The organism is Xanthomarina sp. GH4-25 (assembly GCF_045363175.1).
GTDB lineage: Bacteria > Bacteroidota > Bacteroidia > Flavobacteriales > Flavobacteriaceae > Xanthomarina.
Window position 1 is genome coordinate 261,621 of the sequence record NZ_JBJFLO010000002.1, and the last position, 23,657, is coordinate 285,277.

A 23,657-nucleotide genomic window follows, 5' to 3' on the forward strand; every position below is an offset into this window, starting at 1 on the left:
AAGACCATACAATAAATACTGTATGGTCTTTTTGGTATAAAACTCTTAATAGAATTATCTCTTAATAATTTTATGTGTTGTAAGGTTTCCATTAATCGAAGATCTTAAGAAATAAGCTCCTTGACTTAAACTTGAGAAATCTAAAGTAGCTTTCATCGTTCCTGGGCTTAAACTCATAACTTCTTGTCCTAGCATATTAATAACTTGGATATTATCTATTATCTGTTTTGCATTAATATGTAATAATCCAGTAGTAGGATTTGGATAATAATTGAATTGTGTTGTTGAAAATTCATCGATAGATAATTCACCACAAGTAATATCTGCTATCCATCCAGTTTCTTGCAAAGTACCATCAGAAGTGAAGACAAAAGTTAAAGCTCCAGAGGCGTCAGAAGAAGTAAAAGAATCACCTACTGAAAGCAAACTTCCAGGGTATGCAGTTGGCGTACTACCATCACCACTTTCTTCGCCACAAAGTGTTTGAGCCAAAACAGGATAAGAAGCATCTGGACCATCGTATATGGTTAAATAATCCCAACACCCTTCTTGGTTACCTCCAGCTGTGGCAGTTTCGATATCAACATATGTAAATGTGACAGTTACATATTCTCCGGTTACATCTGGAGTTATTGTAGTTGTAATATTTTCATTTGCAGAATAACCTGCTGAAACCCCGCCTGAATCTACAAATGTGCCTCCACATTCTGGTGGTGCAGCTTCGGTTGTAAACATATCTGCATCTGTTGCCGACATACCGTCTGTATCACAATCTGCCATTATATAAGCATCATAAGTTGTAGCTGGCATTAAACCTGTAGCTGTAGCTGTATTGGTTCCAAATGCCACATTTTCTGTGTAAACTGGAGTGTCTACTTGAGGATCATCGCCATCATTAAAGACACTAAATACATATCCATTACTAGCATTTGCAATTTCATCCCACGTATAGGTTGCAGTCGTTTCTGTAGTAGCAGTATTTGTGAAAGCTCCAGGAGTCACACAAGTTGGTGGTGGTCCACAAGTTACATCGGCTACCCATCCAGTTTCTTGAATACTCCCGTCTGAAGTAAAAACAAACGTTAAGGCACCTGTTGCATCAGTAGATGTAAACGACATACCAACAGATAATAAACTCCCTGGAAAACTAGAAGGAGTTCCACCATCTCCACTTTCTTCTCCACAAAGTGTTTGTGCTAAAACAGGAAAAGAAGCATCTGGACCATTATATACTGTTAGAAAATCCCAACAACCTTCCTGATTTCCAGTACCTGTTGAAGTTTCAATATCTACATACGTAAAAGTGACTGTTACAACATCGCCAGAAACATCTGGTGTAATTGTAGTAGTAATATTTTCACTTGGAGAGTAACCATCAGATTCACCACCAGTATCAACATAAGTTCCACCACATGCTGGTGGTGTTATTTCAGTTTCAAAACTTAAGGAAACCGAATTTGATATACTAGTATCACAATCTACCATTAAATAGGCATCAAACATCGAATTAGACATTAAAGGTGTTGCTGTTGCAGTTAAAGTTCCAGATGGAATGTTCTCTGTATATATTGGAGTATCTACATCAGGGTCATCACCAGCGTTAAAAACACTTAACACATATCCATTTGTAGCTTCAGCTACGGCATCCCAGCTAAAGTCAGCTGATGTATCTGTAATGGTTCCTACAGCAAAATTCATAGGGTCTGGACAAGAAATATCTAAAGATAATTCGAAATCGAAAGCATCAGCATTGTTTGCGTCATCCCATTCTATTAGATAAGTAGTTCCACTCATTACTGGAATAACTACTGTTGACGTATTGTTAGCACCAGAATTATCGTCTGAATCAATACAAGTAAGATTAGTACAATCATCGTTATAAACAGACACTCGTGTATCAACACCAGTATTTGAAGCCAAATCTGAAGTAATCGTTAGATTTCCAGTATTTGTAGCTGTATAAGAATACCATATGGCATTTGTAGCAGATGCAAAACAAGTGTTTGAAGCACCACCTGATGTATTAGAAATTCCATCGGTATTTGTAATACCTATATAAGCATTAACAGCATCATCACAAGTAAAGTTTTCAAGAGGGCCACCTTGAACAGCAGACCATCCTAATTGACTAGTTCCAGCTGCAGTTGCAATTACACCTATTAAAGTAGTATTTCCTGTAGTTTTATCTAGTTCACGAAGTTCTGCAATAAATGTAGTAAAATTAAAAGCTGCTAAAAAAATCTTATCTGTCAGCCCATCATAAAACATTCCTTGTCCATAATTTGCATCAAATCCTGTAGCACCTAAAAGAGTGGCAGCTCCTGTAGCTAAGTTTATAGAGTATGCAGAATCATCAGCAACATCATACGTATAACCTGTGCCTGTGTTATCAATAGCTAAAGCAATGGCTAAAGCCCCTGTTGTACCAAGCGGTCCCACAATTGTGGCAGAAGGTGCAGCTGTATCAATAGTATATAGATTAGTTGCGTCTACACCATAAAGGTTCCCACTAGAATCGAACTCTAACCCATTAAGTCCACCTGGAAGACCTATACTTCCTAAATTTGTATATACACCGGTAAGCACATCAAATGAATACAATGTACCCACAGAATCAACTACATAGCCAGTAGTATTATCAGTGGGATTGATAGCTCCTGATCCTTCAAATTCTAGAGTTCCAGAACCTGCAGAAATTGTATTAAAAGCAGCAGGTGCTTCAGTATCATAACTACCATACCCTAAAGAACCATTTTCTATTCCATAAGCAATAGTACCAACAAGTGGATTCCTGTTAACAATAGAAGGTGCAGCTGTTTTTTTTAAATGTTTTCGCAATTCATGAATTTCAGAAACATTAAAATGGTCTAACACACTACCTTGGCTTATTTCAATATTATTATAAACCTCGATAAGGCTTTCAATAGAACGGTCTTGCCCGTATGATTGAAACAAAGTAGTGAAGCAAAAAACACACGAAAGTAATAATGTAATTTTTTTCATTTAATTAAGATTTTAGATTGATTAACATCTAAAAATACAAAACTAAATTCAATATTATACATTTATATAAAATAGATTGTATGTAAATTGTTAACAATTAACTATTTGCAGCAATTTAATGTTGTTTTTGAAATGCTAAGCACATCATATTACTGCAAAAAAAAATGAAAAAAAAATCTGGATTACATTAATAATCCAGACTTTAAAAAAATAATATCTATAATTAAAACAACTTTGTTTGCCCTTTATCATCTAAATTTTCTGATTCATCATTATCTGTCTCGTTTGATGTTTCATTTGTTTTTTCTTTCGAAACTTCTTTGGATAATTCCATTTCATCAACCACTTCAATCTCTTCGGCAGGGGTCTCTTCTGGAGCTTCGTAAGGTAATGGTTCTAATAAGTTTACTTGGTTTATTTTGTCTTTAGTTAATTGATTACCTAAAGCCGAAATTCCTTTTATTGCTATAAATTCTTCGAAATTGACTTCCATATTGTCTTTTCTGTCTTTACCTCTTTCTTTGGTAAATTCTACATCTGCCATTGGACGCCATTCTGTAGAGACAATTTCTAGTTGTGAGTTAGGGTGTTCAGAAATAAAACTTTCCTCTCTAGATTCGTTTTCAACCACAAATCGTTTGACATAGTAGCGCTCTTTTTCTCCATCAAAATATATGGCTGAGATAGGTTTTTTAGGAACCCATTTCTCCATAACTATCATATCGTCGTCAAAACGTGTTGTTATTTCTGGGACAATGGTTTTTACAGTACCAGATTGTGTAATAATTAATATACGATCCTCGCCTCTAAACTCACCAACCAGTTCTCCTCTTTCATCAACATTTAAGCGTTGAACCGTATCGTCAAACCATATTTTACGGGGTTTTAAGGTGGAAACCCCTTTTTCCTTGAGCTCTACTTTTTTTACAGCATGTTTAGTGACTCGATTCCCTTTTGAAGCTCGACCTTTAATTAGTACATCAGCGAAATCTAAATCCCATTTTAGTTTTTTAACACTTCCTACCTGTCTTAAATTAATGGTAACCACTTCTGCTTCTCCATTTGGATTTGCAGAAAAATACCAAACTAAAGAACCTTTATTACCATTGGTTAAATCGTATTCCTTATCTCTTGTTATACTTGTAACAGCAAAACGTTTAACATAAGATGGACCTTTGCTTCCATCTTTATAAATCATGTTATAAATGGTACGCTTGTCTTTCTTTTTAAAGACAGCTACGTGAATAATGTCTTTACCAACAAAGGTCTTTGTATCTACCTTGCTGACCATCATTTTGCCCTCTTTGGTAAACACAATAATATCGTCTATGTCACTACAATCGCATACATATTCATCCTTTTTAAGTGAAGTTCCTACAAATCCTTCTTCTCTATTGACATATAATTTGGTATTTCTTATAATTACCTTTGTAGCATCAACATCATCAAAGGTTCTAATTTCAGTCTGTCTTTCTCTGCCTTCTCCGTATTCTTTTTTTAATCTTTCAAAATAGGCAATGGCATAATCAATCAAATTAGCCAAATGATGTTTTATTTCAGCAATCTGAGCTTCTAAGGCATCAATTTTTTGCTGTGCTTTGTCTATATCAAATTTAGAAATACGTTTAATACGAATTTCTGTTAACCTCACGATATCATCCTCTAAAACAGGACGTTTTAAGTGTTTTGTATGAGGTTTCAAACCTTTATCTATGGCTTGAATAACACCATCCCAAGTTTCTTCTTCTTCAATATCTCGATAGATTCTGTTTTCTATAAAAATACGTTCTAAAGATGCGAAGTGCCATTGTTCTTCAAACTCGCCAAGTTTAATTTCTAATTCTTGTTTTAATAATTGTACGGTATTATCTGTAGAACGACGAAGCATTTCAGAAACACCTATAAATAGGGGTTTATTATCTTCAATAACACAGCCTAATGGCGAGATTGAACTTTCGCAACTAGTAAAAGCATAAAGTGCATCAATCGTTTTATCTGGTGAAATTCCTCCAGGTAAATGCACTAAAATCTCAACTTTTGCTGCAGTATTATCTTCTATTTTTTTAATCTTAATTTTACCTTTATCATTCGCTTTTAATATAGAATCTATTAAGGAAGATGTATTGGTTCCATAAGGAATTTCAGTAATGACTAAGGTGTTTTTATCAAATTGAGAAATTTTAGCTCTAATCCTAATTTTCCCTCCTCGTAACCCATCGTTATAGTTAGATACATCTATTATTCCTGCTGTTGGAAAGTCGGGGTAAATTGTAAACCGTTTACCTTTTAAATGTTTTACAGAAGCCTCGATAAGTTCAATAAAATTATGTGGTAATATTTTTGTTGAAAGTCCTACTGCAATCCCTTCACCTCCTTGAGCAAGAAGCAGAGGAAACATGACTGGCAGGTTTATGGGTTCTTTTCTTCTACCATCGTAAGATGATTGCCATTGGGTTATTTTGGGATTAAACACAACATCTAAACCAAATTTAGAAATTCGTGCTTCAATATAACGTGATGCAGCTGCGCTATCACCTGTTAATATATTTCCCCAGTTTCCTTGGGTATCTATCAATAAATCTTTCTGACCAATTTGAACCATGGCATCTGCAATACTTGCATCACCATGTGGATGATATTGCATTGTATGACCAACAATATTGGCAACTTTATTATAACGTCCGTCGTCCAAATCTTTCATGGATTGCATAATACGACGCTGTACAGGTTTAAACCCATCTTCTATAGCTGGTACGGCTCTTTCTAAAATAACATAAGAGGCATAATCTAAAAACCAGTCTTTAAACATCCCAGAAACTTTAGTAATTGTTTCGTGGTTCTCTTCGTGTTCATTTAACAATTCGTCATTATCTTCACTCATGAATCTTCAGATTTTCTGTTTTGTTTAACCATTTTTGTTAATGATTGTCTGATATATTTTCTTTTTTTTCTTGATACTAAGGTAACATTAAAACGTTCTTTTCTTACTTGTCCTTTACTATTTTCTATATATAGTACTAAACTTTTAAAGAATAAGTAATTATTAAATTTAAAGCCTGATAACCTTTCTTTATAAAACTCAACAGTATGTTCTCTGTAGTTAAAATGATCTGATAATAACAAGCCTTTATTTGTTACTACTACTTTTAAGCCATCGCTATCATATTCAAAATATTTTGATATAAAATGAACAATAAAAAAAAGTGCCCCAAAACTACTTGCCAATAAAAAAAAGGTTATTAATGGATTTGGCGATAAATGACTAAAAGCACTAAAAACAGTGGCTAATAAGATTGCAAAAACAATCAATATAAAATATACTGAAACAATGACGTTTTTTACTTTAGAGTTATTGGTTCTCATATATTTTCTTCTACAATATCAAGTTCAACTTTTAAGTTGTCGATAATAAAATCTTGTCTGGTTGGTGTGTTTTTCCCCATGTAAAAAGACAGTAACTCTTCAATAGACATGTCTTTGTCTAGCATCACTGGGTCGAGACGAATATCTTCACCAATAAAATGCACGAATTCATCTGGAGATATTTCACCTAGACCTTTAAATCGGGTAATTTCTGGTTTTGGTTTCAGCTTTTCTATAGCCTCTTTTCGTTCTTCTTCGGAGTAACAATAAATGGTTTCCTTTTTATTTCTAACTCTAAATAAAGGTGTTTGCAAAATATATAGATGGCCTTCTTTAATAATTTCTGGGAAAAACTGTAAAAAGAAGGTTATCAATAACAATCTAATGTGCATACCGTCTACATCGGCATCTGTTGCGATAACAACATTGTTATAACGCAAATCTTCTAAAGATTCCTCAATGTTTAAGGCAGCTTGTAAGAGATTAAATTCTTCGTTTTCATAAACAATTTTCTTACTTAATCCATAAGAGTTTAAAGGTTTTCCTTTTAAGCTAAAAACAGCTTGTGTATTCACATCTCTAGATTTTGTGATACTCCCTGAAGCCGAATCTCCCTCAGTAATAAATAACGTAGTTTCTAAGTATCTTTCGTTTTTAGTATCGCCAAAATGGACTCTACAATCTCGTAATTTTTTGTTGTGAAGGTTTGCTTTTTTAGCTCTGTCTTTGGCTAATTTTCTAATACCTGAAAGCTCTTTACGTTCCCGTTCTGCCTGAAGTATTTTACGTTGAATTTTTTCGGCAGCCTCAGGATTTTTATGCAAGTAATTATCTAACTGTGTTTTTAGAAAATCGTTAATAAAGGTTCTAACGGTTGGTAGCTTCCCTCCCATATCAGTAGACCCTAATTTGGTTTTAGTCTGACTTTCAAAAACAGGTTCCATCACTTTTATAGAGACTGCAGAAACAATCGATTTCCTGATGTCTGAAGCTTCATAGTTTTTACCGTAAAATTCTCTAACGGTTTTTACTAAAGCTTCTCTAAAGGCTGCTAAATGTGTTCCTCCTTGGGTCGTATTTTGTCCGTTTACAAAAGAGTGATACTCTTCGCTATATTGGGTTTTACTATGAGTGATAGCAACTTCTATATCGTCTCCTTTTAAATGAATAATAGGATACAGCATATCTGTATCTTTAATGTTCTCAGACAAAAGGTCTTTTAATCCGTTTTCGCTATAATATTTTTCTCCATTAAAAACAATGGTCAATCCTGTATTTAAATACACATAGTTTTTGAGCATTTTTACAACATACTCACTTCTGTATTTATAGTTTTTAAAGATAATGTCATCAGGAATAAAAGAGACTTTAGTTCCTTTTCGTCTAGATGTATCGTCTAATAAATCTTGATTGGTTAAATTCCCTTGTTCAAATTCTGCAGAAGCCGATTTGTTATCACGTGTAGATTCAACTCTAAAAAACGATGATAAGGCATTGACCGCTTTAGTACCAACACCATTTAGTCCTACCGATTTTTTAAAAGCTTTGGAATCGTATTTTCCACCTGTATTCATTTTAGAAACCACATCTACTACTTTTCCTAATGGAATACCACGACCATAATCTCTAACAATAACTTTATTGCCTTGTATGGAAACATCAATAGTTTTGCCTGCTCCCATAACATATTCGTCTATAGAATTATCTAACACCTCTTTTAAAAGAATGTAAATACCATCGTCTGGCGAAGACCCATCACCAAGTTTTCCAATATACATTCCAGGACGCATTCTAATGTGTTCTTTCCAGTCAAGGGAACGTATATTATCTTCGGTATAATTAGATTGTTCAGACATAAAATGGGTGCGATTTTTTGATACGTTGCTAATATAAGGTTTCGTTCTAAAAAATAAAATACTGATGTCACAAAGTAATTAACAATAAAAAGCCAAAGTTGTTGAGAACATTGGCTTTAATATGTATTGATATTTTTAAAAGATAAAAATAAGATTAAAATTTATATCCTATTCTTGCATGTAGATTAACAGCTACATCGCTTTTATTAGTGCTAAGATTGTATTTATCTATAAAATGAATATATCCTATCCCGAATCCTGCTTCGTAGTTAAAATGCTTACCAATATTTCTTTTAATTCCCCAAGTAGGAACTATTGTGATATCTCGAATTATATTAACATCTTTATTTGTACCAATTGTAAATAAGTCTGGATGATAACTTGTTTTTAATCCAATAAAATTTCCACTATTGCCTTCTGTACGTTTTCCTTTTCTTAAACGTTTGTTTAAGTTATAATAAAAACGTGGCTCTAAAGTAAACACAGGTCCAAGTAAAACACCACTATCGTTATTGTAACTGTTTTCCCAAACCCCCATATCCAAACCGGTTTCGGCTCTTAATACAAATTTATTGGATAACTTAAATTCCCCATGAATCCATATTCCTACTGCACCTGTTTGAATACCAAAAATAGATTTTTCAACACTTGCAGTTTGTTTTTCCTCTTGAGAATAACCATTTACAACCAAACAACATAGCATGGCTGCCACTAAAACATGTTTCATTTATTATAAATTTGGGGGTTCCTTTTTGCTAAACGTTAAATAAGAAATGCATGATATCGCCATCTTTAACCACATAATTCTTGCCTTCAACTCGCATTTTTCCAGCTTCTTTTACTTTAGCTTCACTTCCATGTTGCACATAATCGTTATAAGCAATTACTTCTGCTCTAATAAAACCTTTTTCAAAATCGGTGTGAATTACCCCTGCTGCTTGAGGAGCTGTAGCTCCAACATCTATGGTCCAAGCACGCACTTCTTTAACTCCAGCCGTGAAATAGGTTTGCTGATTTAATAACTTATAAGCCGAACGGATTAATTTTGACGAACCAGGTTCATCTAAACCGATATCTGCTAAAAACATCTGACGTTCTTCATAATCGTCCAACTCGTTAATATCTGCTTCTGTACCAACTGCCAAGACCAAAACTTCAGCATTTTCGTCTTTTACAGCCTCTTTTACTTGATCTACATAAGCATTACCAGATACAGCAGACCCTTCGTCCACATTACAAACATACATCACAGGTTTATCTGTAATAAACTGACTAGGTTTTACAAAATCTTCATAATCCTCTTCAGAGAACTCTAAAGCTCTTACTGATGTTCCAGCTTCCAAACCTGCTTTTATCTTCAATAAAACAGCTTCTTCTTTTTGAGCGTCTTTATTTCCCGTCTTTGCAGCACGTTTTACTTTGTCTAGTTTTTTATCGGCTGTTTCTAAATCTTTTAACTGCAACTCCATATCGATGGTTTCCTTGTCGTTAATAGGATTTATTTTACCATCTACATGGACAATGTTGTCGTTATCAAAACAACGCAACACATGAAGAATAGCATCTGTTTCACGAATATTCGCTAAAAATTGATTTCCTAATCCTTCGCCTTTGCTTGCACCTTTTACCAAACCGGCAATATCTACAATTTCAACAGTTGCAGGTAATACACGTTCTGGATTTACCAATTCTTCTAACTTTTGAAGTCTGGTGTCTGGCACATTTACCACTCCAATATTTGGCTCAATGGTACAAAACGGAAAGTTGGCACTTTGCGCTTTGGCATTAGATAAACAATTAAAAAGGGTCGATTTCCCTACGTTCGGTAATCCTACGATGCCTGCTTTCATTATTCTGTAAAAATTAGATTAAAAACTCAAGAACCAAAAGCTTGGTTTTTGCGAGTGCAAAGGTAACTAATTCCTTGAATAGTTTTTACAAGGATTTAGGAAATTGTTGATGAATCAATTTTAAGATTAGAGGATGAGTTTATACAAGAAAAGTTATGTGTATACAAACAATGTTTACTTTAATGAAATGAGCTATATCAAAAACGTATAACAACATTTACCGGACATAAAAATAAACATCTAATTTCCACGGTGTTACATTGATAATTTACTGCCTAAAAACTTATTTTGCTTTCTTTAGTTTCTTTTCAGCTTTCTTTTCTTTTGCTGTTTTAGCAGGTTCTTTTTTAACATTCTTCTTTGCGTCTTTACTTTTAGCCATGGTATTTTAATTTAAATGTTTCGTAACAGATCTTGTTGGATATCATTAATTTCTAAATGTAACCATATTTCCCAAAAGAAAGGTGTCAAGTTGTTATTTAATTTGCTTGGTTGAATAATACTATAAATCTGCTTTTAGTTTGTGAATCTGTATTCAGAATAAGCTAATATTTAACATGAACATTCTAAATTTTGAAAACTAATTTCTATATAAATATGAACATCATAAATCGCAGTTTATGGCTATATTTGTAAAAAAATTCTAAGCCATGTCCCAATTACTTTTCAATCCTTTTAAAGATTTAATTTTTGATGAGCATTTTTGTTTTCTATCAGGCGCTTTGACAAACGAAACCATGAGTGTTTTTCCTAAATGGTTGATGGATCATTTTAAATTTGGTGATGAAAAAATTGAGATGATGGATAAAGCTAAATCTTATCAGTATTCAGACCTAATATTACCTTGTTCGTTAGAAGTAAAAAAAGCTTTTGAGGAATTAGACATCAAAATTCAGGCTGCATATAAAGAGGGTTTTGAAGGTATGGCTTCACTAGATAACGAATTACTTTTTCAATGGACTGGAAGAATGGTCTATGGACTGCTATACTACGAAATGCTTTATGAGAGAGACAGACTGCTGAAGAAAGGGGAAGAATTTGATTTATCTTTAACATTAAGAAAACGCTTTGGCTACTTTCATCTCATGCTACAATCTATCATAGAACCTATTTCTTTTGTAGGTAAGAAGCCGTGGAGTATTGTGGTATTTCCACTTAAATATTCAGAAGATATTTTTAGTTATCGTGATGATGCTATTAATTTAATGTTCCAATTTGGAGTGAATGGTTTTGGCTTTGTTGCCTGTCTTCAAGACAATGGCGTGATTGCTGAAAAACAAAAAGACATACTCGGCAAAATGAAAGAATATGTGTTGCATCCTGTACAGTTTGAAGAACTATATGCTAGGTTTCATTATACAGACTATACCTTACAATACACACCCGAATACAAGATTGAAACTCAAGACCATGGTATTACCATAGAAATTGAAACAACTGGAAAACCTCCGGTTTTTGGATTTTGGGATGAAGATATATTTGCCCAATTGCTTTCAAATTATTGGCAAGTGTATGGGATTGAAAAAGAGCAGATTTTTCAACCACAAAAACCACCACTTAGTTTTCTTGAAAACCCTTATACAAAAGAATTTGTTAATCCTGAATCTATTAAGTTACCGTTTTAAATGTGTTTTAATGTCTAAATTATTGAACACTAACTTTTATTATTTTATTGAACCTTCGTTTAAGTGCAATAAAAAACCCTAAGCTTTCGCTTAGGGTTTAAAAAGTTTTAAACACTTAACCTCTAGTCTTCTGGGTGCATAAAACGTTGTTTCCCTAGCAATACTTCTTCTGTTTCTACATGTGCATCATCAGGAACACAACAGTCTACAGGACATACAGCAGCACATTGAGGTTCTTCATGAAAACCAACGCATTCTGTACACTTGTCTGGAACTATATAATATATTTCGTCACTTATGGGTTCTTGAGCTTCTTCGGCATCGACTTCTTTTCCATTAGGCAACACAACTTTACCACTTAGTTGTGTTCCATCTTTATATCTCCAGTCGTCTGCTCCTTCGTAAATAGCCGTATTAGGACATTCAGGCTCACAAGCTCCACAGTTAATACATTCGTCTGTTATAATTATTGCCATAGCGATTTTTATCTTAAATTTGCAACTGCAAAAATAAAGCCAAAACAATTCATAACCAAACCTTATAATGAATTTAGAAGAAAGAATCAAAGCCTTTGCAACATTAGGGGATTTTTTAAGTCAGTTTACAAATAACGGTATTGTTAAAAAAGAAAATATACCCTTTAACGATTTGTTTCTTGATGGCTTTAAACATCAAATTAAACTTGCTAAAGAGCACAATGGCTGGTTTACAAACGAAAATATTACCTACGCATTAAATAACTGGTCTAAAGCTTTGACTAATAGCAGTATTAGGACGCTTGTAAAAAACTATCACTTTAATAAAATTGAATCTAAAAAAGTGGCTATAATTATGGCCGGAAATATTCCTTTAGTTGGTTTTCACGATTTCTTTTGCGTCTTACTTTCTGGTCACAATGTTTTAATTAAGCAATCAAGTAACGATAAACATCTGTTGCCATTTTTAGCAAAATACTTAGAACATATTGAAACTGGTTTTAAAGGAAAAATTAGTTTTACGGAAAATAAATTAGAAGGTTTTGATGCAGTTATTGCTACAGGAAGTGATAATACTGCTAGATATTTTGAATATTACTTTAAAGGTAAACCCACTATTATTAGAAAAAATAGAAACTCGGTAGCTGTACTTACTGGAAACGAAACCGAAGAGCAATTAATACAACTTTCTAATGATGTTTTTAGATACTATGGTTTAGGCTGTAGAAATGTATCTAAGTTGTTTGTTCCAAAAGAGTATAATTTTGATAACTTTTTTAAAGCCATGTACACTTGGCACCCCATTATTAACGAAGCTAAATATGCTAATAATTACGATTATAATAAAGCTGTTTATTTAATGAGCGAGTTTGATATGTTAGAAAATGGTTTTTTAATGATTAAAAAAGATGCAAGCTACGCCTCTCCTATTGCAACTGTTTTTTATGAACATTATGATACTTTAGAAAACTTAAAACAGAAACTTGAAACTGATAAAGAAAAAATCCAATGTATCGTGTCAGACAGCTTATTTACTAACAACATTACATTTGGAGAGACGCAAAATCCAAATTTATGGGATTATGCAGATGGTGTAGATACCTTAGACTTTTTGTTGAAAATTTAGTTAAAAAAATATCTTAGAATCACTTAATTTTTTATCAGAAATTAGCACCTTTGTTGTCAAAATTTGTATAAATTTTCAATTACCTTTTAAAAGATAAGCACAGATTAACAAAAACAAATATTAATGAAAAAACATAATTTTAGTGCAGGACCTTGTATTCTTCCTCAGGAAGTGCTATTAAAGGCATCGGAAGCAGTAATGGACTTCAACAACGATGGCTTGTCCTTATTGGAAATATCTCACAGAAGCAAACCTTTTGTAGATGTTATGGAGAAAGCTAGGTCTTTAGCATTAGAGCTATTAGGACTAGAAGGAAAGGGATATAAAGCCTTGTTTTTACAAGGTGGAGCTAGCACCCAATTTTTAATGGTTGCACTTAATTTGTTAGAAAAAAGAGCTGGTTATTTAAATACTGGAACTTGGAGTGACAAAGCTATTAAAGAAGCAAAGATTTATGATGATGTTTATGAAGTTGCTTCATCTAAAAATGCTAACTTCAATTATATTCCTAAGGGATATGATATACCTTCGGAGTATGATTATTTCCACTGTACGTCCAACAATACCATTTTTGGTACACAAATGAAATCGTTTCCAAAGTGTGACATCCCTATGGTTTGCGATATGAGTAGTGATATATTCTCACGTACCTTAGATTTTTCACAATTCGATTTAATTTATGCAGGAGCACAAAAAAACATGGGGCCTGCTGGAACAACTCTAGTGGTTATAAAAGAAGATATATTAGGAAAAGTGTCAAGAAAAATCCCATCAATGATGGATTATAAATTACATATTGACAAAGGCAGCATGTTTAATACACCACCAGTATTTGCTGTGTATGTATCAATGTTAACCTTAGATTGGCTAAAAAATCTTGGTGGTATAAAAGCCATTGAAGAAATAAACGAAATGAAAGCTAGAGTAATGTATTCTGAAATAGACTTGAACCCGTTATTCAAAGGATATTCGGTTAAAGAAGATCGTTCAAACATGAATGCTACCTTCACATTGGTAAACGACAACTTAAAAGAAACTTTTGAAACCATGCTTAAAGAAGCTGGAATTAATGGTGTAAATGGCCATAGAAGTGTTGGTGGCTACAGAGCTTCCATGTACAATGCCTTACCACTAGATAGCGTAAAAGCTCTTGTAGAAGTTATGAGTGAATTAGAAACAAAAGCATAAAAAAATAGAATGAAAGTATTAGCAAACGACGGAATTTCAAAAAGTGGTATTGAAGCTTTAGAGAATGAAGGATTTGAGGTTCTTACAACTACTGTAGCACAAGAACAATTGGTCAACTACATCAACGACAAACACATTGATGTTTTATTGGTAAGAAGTGCTACAAAAGTACGTAAAGACATCATCGATGGCTGTTCAAGCATCAAAATCATTGGTCGTGGTGGTGTTGGCATGGACAATATTGACGTAGAATACGCAAGAAGCAAAGGTATTCATGTAATTAATACTCCAGCAGCTTCTTCTCAATCTGTTGCAGAATTAGTATTTGCTCATTTATTTGGTAGTGTTCGTTTTTTACATGACTCCAATAGAAACATGCCTTTAGATGGAGATACACAATTTAAGTCCCTAAAAAAGAATTATGCCAAAGGTGTTGAATTAAGGGGAAAAACGCTAGGTATAATAGGTTTTGGACGAATTGGTCGTCAAGTAGCAAAAATAGCTTTAGGCATTGGAATGAAAGTCATAGCTAGTGATAAGTTTGTCGGCAAAGCAACTATTAAGGTAGAGTTTTACAATGGTCAGTTTATCAATGTAGAAATCGAAACAGAACACACCAAAGACATTTTAAAACAGGCAGATTTTATCACCTTACACGTTCCTGCTCAGGACGAATATGTTATAGGTGAAAAACAATTTGATATGATGAAAGATGGAGTTGGAATTATTAACGCTGCTCGTGGTGGTGTTATAGATGAAGTCGCTTTAATAAAAGCCTTAGAAAGTGGAAAAGTAGCTTTTGCAGGCTTAGATACTTTTGAAGAAGAACCAACACCTGCTGTTCAAGTTTTAATGAACGGGAGAATATCTTTAACTCCACATATTGGAGCTGCAACCAACGAAGCTCAAGATAGAATTGGAACCGAATTGGCTTCTCAAATTATAAGTCTATTAAAAACAGAAAAAAGTACAAATTAGATAACGTACTAAACATAATAAGCCTATAAGTTATATTTCTTATAGGCTTTTTTTTGTAAATTACAACTTCATTAAAAAAAACAATAAAATGGCAGGAATTTTAGATTTATTAAATAGCGATATGGGTAAGGCTATCGTAAATGGTGTAGCCGGACAAACCAATCAACCGGAAAGTAAAACAAACGATGTTTTAACCATGGCATTACCTGTATTAATGCAAGCTATGAAACGAAATGCATCTTCACCTCAAGGAGCAGAAGGATTACTAAATGCGTTAAACAGCAAACACGATGGAAGCATTTTAGATAATTTAGGTAGTCTTTTCTCTGGTGGTGTAGATTCGAATGTTCTAGAAGATGGAAGCAAAATATTAGGCCATGTATTAGGTGGTAAACAACAAAATGTTGAAAATGCAATTGGCGCGAGAGCTGGCATGGATTCAAGTTCAGTTTCTAATATCTTAAAAGTAGCTGCCCCTCTATTAATGGGCATGTTAGGAAAACAAACTAAAGAGAACAATGTGAATAGTTCTTCGGGAATTGAAAGTTTATTAGGTGGTTTATTAACTGGAAATTCGTCACAAAATGAACAAAGCTTCTTAGAGTCAATTCTTGATGCTGATGGAGATGGAAGTGTTATAGATGATGTTGCTGGAATGGTATTAGGTGGCAGTAAAAAGAAAGGTGGACTTGGAGGTTTACTTGGAGGGCTTTTTGGAAAATAAAAATTTCATGGTAGAATGTTATATGTTAAAGCATTTCAAAATCAACAGAATAAGGCATGATTATTGTATCTTTAAGCATAAACTATTTGTTATGAAATCTTTATTATACTTTATTTTAATTTGCGGGTTTTTAAATAGTTGTAAATCTTCACAATCCTTAGATAACACATCTAAAAGTGAAAAAGTTAATACAATTAAAAACGACACAGTATCCATTGCAAACAACGATCTAGAATACGAATTAATTATCATTGAGCCAGGTTATAATGTATGGCTCAAAACAAAAGCAAAACCTGCTGGTTACTATGAACAAAATTTCTTAGAAATAAGAAACAAACTGTATATTGACGCCTGGAACAACAGGGTTTTAAACCCTTTAAATTATCCATCTGGCTTATATGAAACTCAAATATTTTACGACCCATCTATTGACTATGGTTACGAAGTAAACTATAAATTATATAACTATTTCATATACTTTCAATTAACCTATAAACAACAGTTAACTAGTTATATTCCTAGAATTTAAAGTATCTTTGCATTTTTAAAAAAATGCTCATGGATAAATTCAAAAAAACCTGGGAAATACAACAAAATTGGCAACTAATCTTTCCGTTACTTGGAATTTTAGGTTTGCTTTATAGTTCTTATAAATTAGCAAATGCATTATTAAAAGAAGATCATTTGCTTTTAATATTTGCAGTTACTATTATCTTATTTTATATCTTCTTAAAGTTTACTTTATTCTTATTCAAAAAATTAGAAAACCGTTGGGTTGTTGATTTTAAATGGGAACTGATTCGAATTTTTATTGTTTTTGCTATAACAGGAACCTCTTCTCTTTTTGTTGGAAGACCAATTATGAAATTAATAGGAATTACTAAAGAAAACTTAAATATTGCTGTCTATTGGATTTTATATATTATTATTGGGCTAATTTTCTATCAAATAATACTATTATGTATTGGTTGGCTTTTTGGTCAGTTTAAATTCTTTTGGGAGTTTGAAAAGAAAATGCTTAGTCGGTTTGGCTTAAAACGTTTTTTAAATTAGTGCAATATACAAAACAACATATCTTATTTAGAGTTTTTACAGTCTTACTAGTTCTTGCTGTATTAGCGCCTTCTGTTGTTAAATTATCACATGCTTATAGTCATACAAATCATAAACATGAAATTTGTCTAGGTGAGAAACAAGTACATTTTCATACCTTAGATGTGGATTGTGAATTTCATAAATTCCAACTCAATACAGCATTCACAATTCCAGTAAACACTTTTAAAGTCCTTAAAAAGCAAAACAACCACCAATTAATAAATTCGCAATATCATTTTATTAGTGAATTTCAACAACTTCATTTTTCCCTTCGTGGACCTCCTATTAATAGTTAAAATGTCTTATTAAAAACTGAATCTTTTCAGTTACATATTAACTATTATAAAATTTTAAATGAAAACAATACTATACTTATTGCTTTTTGTGAGTATTCCAGTAATACAAGCACAAAACAGCATACACGGCTCTATTATAGACAGCCAAACCAAAGAACCACTAGTGTTTGCAAACATCTATTTACCCCAACTAGAAAAAGGAACAATCACAGACGATCAAGGTCTATTTAATTTAACCAACTTACCATCAGGAAACTACAAGGTTGTTTGTTCTATAATTGGTTACGAAACCTTTTCTAAAACATTAACCATTCCTACTACTGAAACTTTAAATATTGTGTTATCTTCTTCTGCCATAGAAATGGAAGAGATTATTATTTCAACGCCTTTTCATAAACTTCAAAGTGAAAACGTCATGAAGGTAGAACATGAAAAAATTGCTGATTTAAAGGCCAAAGGCGCAGTCACACTAGCCGATGGAATTACTAACATTGCAGGAGTTGAAAGCATTAGTACTGGTGTTAGTATTGGGAAACCTGTAATTAGAGGTCTTAGCTCTAATCGCGTGTTAGTATATACACAAGGAGTCAGATTAGAAAATCAGCAGTTTGGAGACGAACACGGTTTAGGATTAAACGATTCTGGCGTGGAAAGTGTTGAAGTTATAAAAGGTCCTGCTTCCCTACTCTATGGAAGTGATGCGCTTGGCGGAGTTCTATATATCAATCCCGAGAAATTTGCACAGCAACATTCGAATGCTGCCAATATAGAAGCAACCTATTTTGGAAACACTTTGGGATACTCAGCAAATATGGGTTATAAAGAATCTGCAGAAAAACTTAAATTCTTAATAAGAGGAAGTGTTAGTGAGCACTCCGATTACAATACAGCAGACTACAGAGTAACAAATACACGTTTTAAAGAGCAAGATTTTAAATCTGGAATAGGCTACCAAAGCACACAATTTAAAACGGAATTTAGATATAATATGAACCATTCTAAATTAGGTATTCCTGAAGCAATAGGCGAACAAACCAAAAGCAAAAACCCAGAATTACCATATCAAGACATTACCAATCATGTATTTAGCTCTAAATCGAATATCTATTTCGAAAAGTCTAGTTTAGAAATTAATTTAGGTTATATCTATAATGATAGAAAAGAATTTGAAGAACATCACGACCATGATGAACATGAACATGAAGATGAAGATGATCATGAAGATGATCATGAAGATGATCATGAAGAAGAACACGAACATGATGAACATGAAAATGAAGTCTTAGAAGCAGCGCTTCATATGAAATTGAAAACCTTTAATTACGATGTAAAATATCAATTACCAGTTTATGGTAAATTTGAGACTATTGTTGGCACGCAAGGTATGCATCAAGTAAATACCAATTATGGGGAAGAACAATTAATTCCAAATGCAACTACAAACGACTTTGGTATATTCGCAATGTCTCATATTCATTTTGAAAATACCGATGTTCAAATTGGTGCTCGTTTCGACAATAGAAACATTCAAGTTTTAGATGGCTTTAATAAGGATTTTAATAGTTTTAATGGTGCTTTAGGAGCTAAAACTAAGATGTTTAAAATAATTACCGCCAGATTAAACTTAGCTTCAGGATTTAGAGCACCAAATCTTGCAGAATTAACATCTTATGGAACTCACGAAGGCACCAATAGATTTGAAATTGGAGATGAAAATCTAACTAATGAACAAAACTTTCAAACAGATTTAGCTTTAGAATTTAAAAGTGAACATGTGGAATTTTTTGCTAATGGCTTTTACAATCTAGTTAATAACTATATCTATTTACAACCAGATGGCACATTTATAGATAGCACACCTGTTTATAGTTATGTACAAGAAGATGCAAGTTTATACGGAGGAGAAATTGGTTTCCATTTTCATCCACATCCATTAGATTGGTTGCACGTTGAAAGTAGTTTTGAAACCGTAACAGGAAAACAAAAAAATGAAACTTATCTTCCACTAATTCCAGCCAATAGTTTAACCAATACTATTCGAGTGGAATTAGAAAGTAAATGGGCAGACAAACTGTATGGTTTTATTAGACTTAAATCAACTTTTGCTCAAAACAATGTAAGCGAGTTCGAATTAGCTTCAGACAGTTACAATCTTCTAAGCGCAGGTCTTGGTGGCACATTTTCAGTTTTTGATAACGATTTAACTGCATCTATTTCTGGAAGCAACCTAACTAACAAAAAGTACATCAATCACTTGTCCAGATTAAAACCTGAAGGAATATATAACATGGGAAGAAACATTAGTCTTAGACTGACATATAGTTTGTAATCTTAAAAAAAAACTAAACATCAAGTCCTCTGAAGCAATATAGCCAAAGAGGACTTTTTTTATTTATCTATAGCTACTTGAGTTTTAGCTTTATTTTTTGAAAATACAAACGTGTAAAACCACATAATGGTAAACGAAGGAATAAAATCTATCATTGGTAATGCTTCTTCTATAAAAGATCCCACAGCAGCCACCTTACCTGCTCTACCAGGATATAGTTTAGCCATAATATAAGCAGATAAAGGTGCCCAAATAAAATCGAAAGGAGGAAATATATAAGACACATATCCTAGTAAATCAAATAGAATACCCAATGCTAATTTTTTGTTTCTTGAATTCTTTTCTAATGTCATAAAAATAATTTAATTACTAATGTATTTACAAATAACGTTCCAAACTGATATTTATGACATTGTTGATTATTAACATGTTATACACTAGGTTTAAAGCAAGTACAAGATATAATTTAGCTTTATTTTAACTTTTAGTTAGCATAGTTTTTATTTCGACTCTTATAGATTTGCCATTTAAAGTGTAACAATGTTTCATTTTCAGTGTCTTTAAGTAAGCTATCAATCAAAAAATCATAGTAATGAAATACGTTTCATTTTTAATTTTCTACCTGTTTTTTTATATTTCTATACAGGCTCAAGAAAAAAAATCTCTTCACATACAAAGAGCTACAGTTGCCCCAAAAATAGATGGTGTTTTAGACGATGCTATTTGGCAAAATGCCGATTTAGCTGGAAATTTCACCCAATTTAGACCAGATATAGGAATAAAAGAAACTCATAACAAAAGAACAGTAGTTCGTGTTGCATATGATGATGATGCGATATATTTTGGAGCCTATCTTTACGATAATCCAGACGAGATCTTAAAACAATTCCAAAGTCGTGATAATTTTGGAATTAACGATTTTTTTGCAGTCGTTTTAAACCCAAATAACGATTCACAAAACGATACTGAGTTTTTTGTATTTCCAACAGGAAATCAAGCAGATGCTATTATTTCACCAAATATTGGAGAGGATTTTGGTTGGGATGCTGTTTGGGAGAGTGCTGTAAAAATAGTGCATGATGGCTGGGTTGTTGAAATGAAAATTCCGTATTCAGCCTTAAGGTTTTCGAATAAAAAAGAACACATTTGGGGTTTGCAGTTTCATAGGCAATTTAGAACAGATAGATCTCAATACACCTGGAACCCACTAAATCCAGAGGTAGGTAGTTCTAGTTTATATCACGGAGAAATAACTGGTATAAAAGATATTACGCCTCCAACTAGGCTGATGCTATATCCTTATGCATCCACTGTTATTAGTAAAAACGGTAGTGAAGATATTGAAGATGAGTACCATCTTGGTATGGATTTAAAATATGGTATTACAGAAAATTTCACTTTAGACGCAACGCTTATCCCTGATTTTAGTCAAGTAGGATTTGATGATGTGGAATTAAATTTAGGCCCTTTTGAACAACAGTTTTCTGAACAAAGACAATTTTTTACTGAAGGTGTAGATTTATTTACTAAAGGAAATTTATTTTACTCTAGGCGTGTTGGTAACGCTCCTACAGGAAACCCAACTCTTGAAACAAATGAAATAATACCAGATTATCCAGACAAAGTTAAAACCTTAAATGCTTTTAAAGTTTCGGGAAGAACTAAAAGTGGTTTAGGGGTTGGGATTTTTAATGCCATAACCCAAAAGACGTATGCTACAGCTGTAGATACTATAAGCAACACTTCAAGAAGTGAGCTTGTAGAGCCTTTAGCTAATTACAATATTTTTGTAATCGACCAGCAGTTTAATGGCAATTCATCTGTGAGTTTAATAAACACCAATGTAACAAGAAATGGCCATTTTAGAGATGCTAATGTTACTGCTGCTTTGTTAGACTATGCAAACAAGAAAAACACCATTGGAATCGAAGCTGCTGTAAAACATAGTTATTTAAATTTAAAAGATGAAAACCAAAGTGGTTTCAATGCCGAATTTGAGATTGGTAAAATAAGTGGCAATTATCAATATAGTTTTGAATATGAATTAGCAGATAAAAATTACGATATCAACGATTTAGGAATCAATTTTAGAAATAACTATAGTAATTTTAACGTAGATTTTTCTTATCGCATATTTGAACCAACAAAAAACTTGATCAATTTCAATTATAATTTTTGGGCTAATTATAATATGTTATTCAATCCAAGTACCTATTCCGGCAAAAATATTGGAGGTGGTATCTCCTTTCAAAATAAAAACTTACTTGGTTATGGAGGAAGTTTTAATTATGAAATTGGAAAACAATACGATTATTTTGAAGCAAGAACAGAAGGTCGCTATTTTATATATGAAAATTGGATAAATACAAATGCCTGGGTGTCTTCAAATTACAACAACACTTTTGCATACGATGCCAATCTAGGTTTTGGAACCATGTTTGAAAATGATAGAGACATGTTTAATTTTAATGTTAGTGTTAGCCCTAGAGTCCGTTTTAATGATAGGTTTACCTTAATCTATAATGCAGATTTTAGCAACTCCAACGGTGGCAGAGGATTTATTCAAGACATAGGCGATGATATAGTATTTGGACAACGCGATAGAACCACTCTGGTGAATAGTCTTACTGGGAACTATAATTTTAATGTGTTACATGCCTTATCTCTTTCTTTTAGAAATTATTGGAGTGTGGTTACCTATGAAAACCAACTTTATACATTAGAAGATAATGGACGATTAAGCACGAAAGACAATTACACTTTAGCGGATATAGATGACCCAAATGTAAACTTCAATACCTGGAATTTAGATTTTGGTTACTCATGGCAATTTGCTCCAGGCAGTATGCTTACTGCTTTATATAGAAATAGGCTATTCGATTTTTCTAACGCTTCTAGAGATACGTATTTTAATAGTGTAGGTCATTTATTTAAACAACCAATTGATCATAACTTTTCTATTAGAGTTGTTTATTATATCGATTACAATAATGTTAAAAACATTTTTAATAAGAAACATAGCTGATAATTGTACAAAACGTCTTATTGTCTTAAATTCACCACAACATTCCGTTTTATATGATTCAAGCAAAAAATATTCATAAATACTTTGGCGATTTACACGTTTTAAAAGGCGTCGATTTAGATATAAAAAAAGGGGAAATAGTCTCGATTGTTGGTGCTTCTGGTGCTGGCAAAACTACGTTACTTCAAATTCTTGGAACTTTAGATAAACCTGCTTCAAATACGAAAAGTGACTTTGTTATAAACAACACCAACATTAGTTTATTAAACGACAAGTTTTTAGCGAAATTTAGAAATGAAAATTTAGGCTTTATTTTTCAGTTTCATCAACTTTTACCAGAATTTACAGCTTTAGAGAATGTTTGTATTCCTGCATATATAAAAAAAACAAAGAAGAGTGATGCTGAAAAACGTGCTATGGAATTATTAGATTTCTTAGGGTTAAAAGACAGATATCATCACAAACCTAACGAGCTTTCTGGTGGCGAGCAACAACGTGTGGCTGTAGCCAGAGCTTTAATAAACAATCCAGAACTAATTTTTGCCGATGAACCTTCGGGGAATTTAGATAGTGAATCAGCTGAGAACCTACACCAATTATTCTTTAAACTTCGAGATGAATTTGGACAAACCTTTGTTATTGTTACCCATAACCAAGAATTGGCAGACATGGCAGATAGAAAGCTTACAATGGTTGATGGAAAAATCATATATTAGATGTTGA

19 protein-coding genes are annotated in these 23,657 nt (G+C 32.9%); 11 read left to right on the plus strand and 8 right to left on the minus strand.

Going from position 1 to position 23,657, the window contains the following annotated elements; all coding sequences use genetic code 11:
* Positions 1-54: 54 nt before the first annotated feature.
* The 6 genes from ACI5KZ_RS03855 to ychF all read right to left on the minus strand — a co-directional run bounded on the left by ACI5KZ_RS03855 (position 55) and on the right by ychF (position 10,072).
* Positions 55-3,003 (minus strand): T9SS type A sorting domain-containing protein, encoded by a 2,949-nt coding sequence (locus ACI5KZ_RS03855; protein ID WP_406846949.1) that lies wholly within the window; start codon positions 3,001-3,003, stop codon positions 55-57.
* A 223-nt stretch (positions 3,004-3,226) separates the two neighbouring features.
* Positions 3,227-5,884: a DNA gyrase/topoisomerase IV subunit A gene (locus ACI5KZ_RS03860; RefSeq protein WP_406846950.1), complete on the minus strand. Its 2,658-nt coding sequence runs from the start codon at positions 5,882-5,884 to the stop codon at positions 3,227-3,229.
* The gene (locus ACI5KZ_RS03865) at positions 5,881-6,366 is read right to left on the minus strand and encodes a hypothetical protein (protein ID WP_109309533.1); all 486 of its coding nucleotides are present in this window, start codon (positions 6,364-6,366) and stop codon (positions 5,881-5,883) included. The genes ACI5KZ_RS03860 and ACI5KZ_RS03865 overlap by 4 nt, the downstream gene beginning before the upstream one ends.
* Entirely contained in the window at positions 6,363-8,222 is a 1,860-nt protein-coding gene (locus ACI5KZ_RS03870) for a DNA topoisomerase IV subunit B (protein ID WP_406846951.1), read from the minus strand. Before ACI5KZ_RS03870 ends, ACI5KZ_RS03865 begins: the two co-directional genes overlap by 4 nt.
* A 154-nt stretch (positions 8,223-8,376) precedes the next feature.
* Positions 8,377-8,949 carry a hypothetical protein gene (locus tag ACI5KZ_RS03875; RefSeq protein WP_109309535.1) on the minus strand — a complete coding sequence of 191 codons (573 nt, stop codon included), beginning with the start codon at positions 8,947-8,949 and terminating at the stop codon, positions 8,377-8,379.
* 28 nt (positions 8,950-8,977) lie between these two features.
* A complete protein-coding gene (ychF, locus tag ACI5KZ_RS03880) occupies positions 8,978-10,072 on the minus strand; it encodes a redox-regulated ATPase YchF (protein ID WP_406846952.1) in 1,095 nt (364 codons plus the stop codon).
* Positions 10,073-10,722: 650 nt separating this feature from the next.
* Between ychF and ACI5KZ_RS03885 the strand changes: the two genes are divergently transcribed.
* Positions 10,723-11,697 (plus strand): hypothetical protein, encoded by a 975-nt coding sequence (locus ACI5KZ_RS03885; protein ID WP_406846953.1) that lies wholly within the window; start codon positions 10,723-10,725, stop codon positions 11,695-11,697.
* 122 nt (positions 11,698-11,819) lie between these two features.
* On the opposite strand, the gene ACI5KZ_RS03890 is transcribed toward ACI5KZ_RS03885, so the two are convergent.
* A complete protein-coding gene (locus ACI5KZ_RS03890; protein ID WP_109309539.1) occupies positions 11,820-12,173 on the minus strand; it encodes a 4Fe-4S dicluster domain-containing protein in 354 nt (117 codons plus the stop codon).
* Positions 12,174-12,240: 67 nt separating this feature from the next.
* On the opposite strand from ACI5KZ_RS03890, the gene ACI5KZ_RS03895 reads away from it, so the two are divergent.
* The 8 genes from ACI5KZ_RS03895 to ACI5KZ_RS03930 all read left to right on the plus strand — a co-directional run bounded on the left by ACI5KZ_RS03895 (position 12,241) and on the right by ACI5KZ_RS03930 (position 19,909).
* A complete protein-coding gene (locus ACI5KZ_RS03895) occupies positions 12,241-13,299 on the plus strand; it encodes an acyl-CoA reductase (protein ID WP_406846954.1) in 1,059 nt (352 codons plus the stop codon).
* A gap of 123 nt (positions 13,300-13,422) precedes the next feature.
* Positions 13,423-14,487 (plus strand): 3-phosphoserine/phosphohydroxythreonine transaminase, encoded by a 1,065-nt coding sequence (gene serC, locus ACI5KZ_RS03900; protein ID WP_109309541.1) that lies wholly within the window; start codon positions 13,423-13,425, stop codon positions 14,485-14,487.
* A gap of 9 nt (positions 14,488-14,496) precedes the next feature.
* A complete protein-coding gene (locus ACI5KZ_RS03905) occupies positions 14,497-15,465 on the plus strand; it encodes a D-2-hydroxyacid dehydrogenase (protein WP_406846955.1) in 969 nt (322 codons plus the stop codon).
* Positions 15,466-15,553: 88 nt separating this feature from the next.
* Positions 15,554-16,189 carry a DUF937 domain-containing protein gene (locus tag ACI5KZ_RS03910; protein ID WP_109309543.1) on the plus strand — a complete coding sequence of 212 codons (636 nt, stop codon included), beginning with the start codon at positions 15,554-15,556 and terminating at the stop codon, positions 16,187-16,189.
* 91 nt (positions 16,190-16,280) lie between these two features.
* Positions 16,281-16,718 carry a DUF6146 family protein gene (locus ACI5KZ_RS03915; RefSeq protein WP_406846956.1) on the plus strand — a complete coding sequence of 146 codons (438 nt, stop codon included), beginning with the start codon at positions 16,281-16,283 and terminating at the stop codon, positions 16,716-16,718.
* Between the two features lie 29 nt (positions 16,719-16,747).
* Positions 16,748-17,242 (plus strand): DUF6787 family protein, encoded by a 495-nt coding sequence (locus tag ACI5KZ_RS03920; protein ID WP_406846957.1) that lies wholly within the window; start codon positions 16,748-16,750, stop codon positions 17,240-17,242.
* A complete protein-coding gene (locus ACI5KZ_RS03925; protein ID WP_109309546.1) occupies positions 17,242-17,580 on the plus strand; it encodes a hypothetical protein in 339 nt (112 codons plus the stop codon). The genes ACI5KZ_RS03920 and ACI5KZ_RS03925 overlap by 1 nt, the downstream gene beginning before the upstream one ends.
* A 58-nt stretch (positions 17,581-17,638) precedes the next feature.
* Positions 17,639-19,909 (plus strand): TonB-dependent receptor, encoded by a 2,271-nt coding sequence (locus tag ACI5KZ_RS03930; RefSeq protein WP_406846958.1) that lies wholly within the window; start codon positions 17,639-17,641, stop codon positions 19,907-19,909.
* A gap of 59 nt (positions 19,910-19,968) precedes the next feature.
* On the opposite strand, the gene ACI5KZ_RS03935 is transcribed toward ACI5KZ_RS03930, so the two are convergent.
* Positions 19,969-20,262, minus strand: coding sequence for a hypothetical protein (locus ACI5KZ_RS03935; RefSeq protein ID WP_109309548.1), 294 nt, complete (start codon positions 20,260-20,262; stop codon positions 19,969-19,971).
* Between the two features lie 239 nt (positions 20,263-20,501).
* Here ACI5KZ_RS03935 and ACI5KZ_RS03940 point away from each other — a divergent pair, with 239 nt between their 5' ends.
* A complete protein-coding gene (locus tag ACI5KZ_RS03940) occupies positions 20,502-22,934 on the plus strand; it encodes a DUF5916 domain-containing protein (protein WP_406846959.1) in 2,433 nt (810 codons plus the stop codon).
* Between the two features lie 53 nt (positions 22,935-22,987).
* Entirely contained in the window at positions 22,988-23,650 is a 663-nt protein-coding gene (locus tag ACI5KZ_RS03945) for an ABC transporter ATP-binding protein (protein ID WP_406846960.1), read from the plus strand.
* The last annotated feature ends 7 nt before the right edge of the window (positions 23,651-23,657 follow it).

Bases quoted from the DNA above. Each gene is read 5' to 3' on its own strand.
- ACI5KZ_RS03855 (WP_406846949.1), bottom strand. From the start codon at position 3,003: ATGAAAAAAATTACATTATTACTTTCGTGTGTTTTTTGCTTCACTACT.
- ACI5KZ_RS03860 (WP_406846950.1), bottom strand. From the start codon at position 5,884: ATGAGTGAAGATAATGACGAATTGTTAAATGAACACGAAGAGAACCAC.
- ACI5KZ_RS03865 (WP_109309533.1), bottom strand. From the start codon at position 6,366: ATGAGAACCAATAACTCTAAAGTAAAAAACGTCATTGTTTCAGTATAT.
- ACI5KZ_RS03870 (WP_406846951.1), bottom strand. From the start codon at position 8,222: ATGTCTGAACAATCTAATTATACCGAAGATAATATACGTTCCCTTGAC.
- ACI5KZ_RS03875 (WP_109309535.1), bottom strand. From the start codon at position 8,949: ATGAAACATGTTTTAGTGGCAGCCATGCTATGTTGTTTGGTTGTAAAT.
- ychF (WP_406846952.1), bottom strand. From the start codon at position 10,072: ATGAAAGCAGGCATCGTAGGATTACCGAACGTAGGGAAATCGACCCTT.
- ACI5KZ_RS03885 (WP_406846953.1), top strand. From the start codon at position 10,723: ATGTCCCAATTACTTTTCAATCCTTTTAAAGATTTAATTTTTGATGAG.
- ACI5KZ_RS03890 (WP_109309539.1), bottom strand. From the start codon at position 12,173: ATGGCAATAATTATAACAGACGAATGTATTAACTGTGGAGCTTGTGAG.
- ACI5KZ_RS03895 (WP_406846954.1), top strand. From the start codon at position 12,241: ATGAATTTAGAAGAAAGAATCAAAGCCTTTGCAACATTAGGGGATTTT.
- serC (WP_109309541.1), top strand. From the start codon at position 13,423: ATGAAAAAACATAATTTTAGTGCAGGACCTTGTATTCTTCCTCAGGAA.
- ACI5KZ_RS03905 (WP_406846955.1), top strand. From the start codon at position 14,497: ATGAAAGTATTAGCAAACGACGGAATTTCAAAAAGTGGTATTGAAGCT.
- ACI5KZ_RS03910 (WP_109309543.1), top strand. From the start codon at position 15,554: ATGGCAGGAATTTTAGATTTATTAAATAGCGATATGGGTAAGGCTATC.
- ACI5KZ_RS03915 (WP_406846956.1), top strand. From the start codon at position 16,281: ATGAAATCTTTATTATACTTTATTTTAATTTGCGGGTTTTTAAATAGT.
- ACI5KZ_RS03920 (WP_406846957.1), top strand. From the start codon at position 16,748: ATGGATAAATTCAAAAAAACCTGGGAAATACAACAAAATTGGCAACTA.
- ACI5KZ_RS03930 (WP_406846958.1), top strand. From the start codon at position 17,639: ATGAAAACAATACTATACTTATTGCTTTTTGTGAGTATTCCAGTAATA.
- ACI5KZ_RS03935 (WP_109309548.1), bottom strand. From the start codon at position 20,262: ATGACATTAGAAAAGAATTCAAGAAACAAAAAATTAGCATTGGGTATT.
- ACI5KZ_RS03940 (WP_406846959.1), top strand. From the start codon at position 20,502: ATGAAATACGTTTCATTTTTAATTTTCTACCTGTTTTTTTATATTTCT.
- ACI5KZ_RS03945 (WP_406846960.1), top strand. From the start codon at position 22,988: ATGATTCAAGCAAAAAATATTCATAAATACTTTGGCGATTTACACGTT.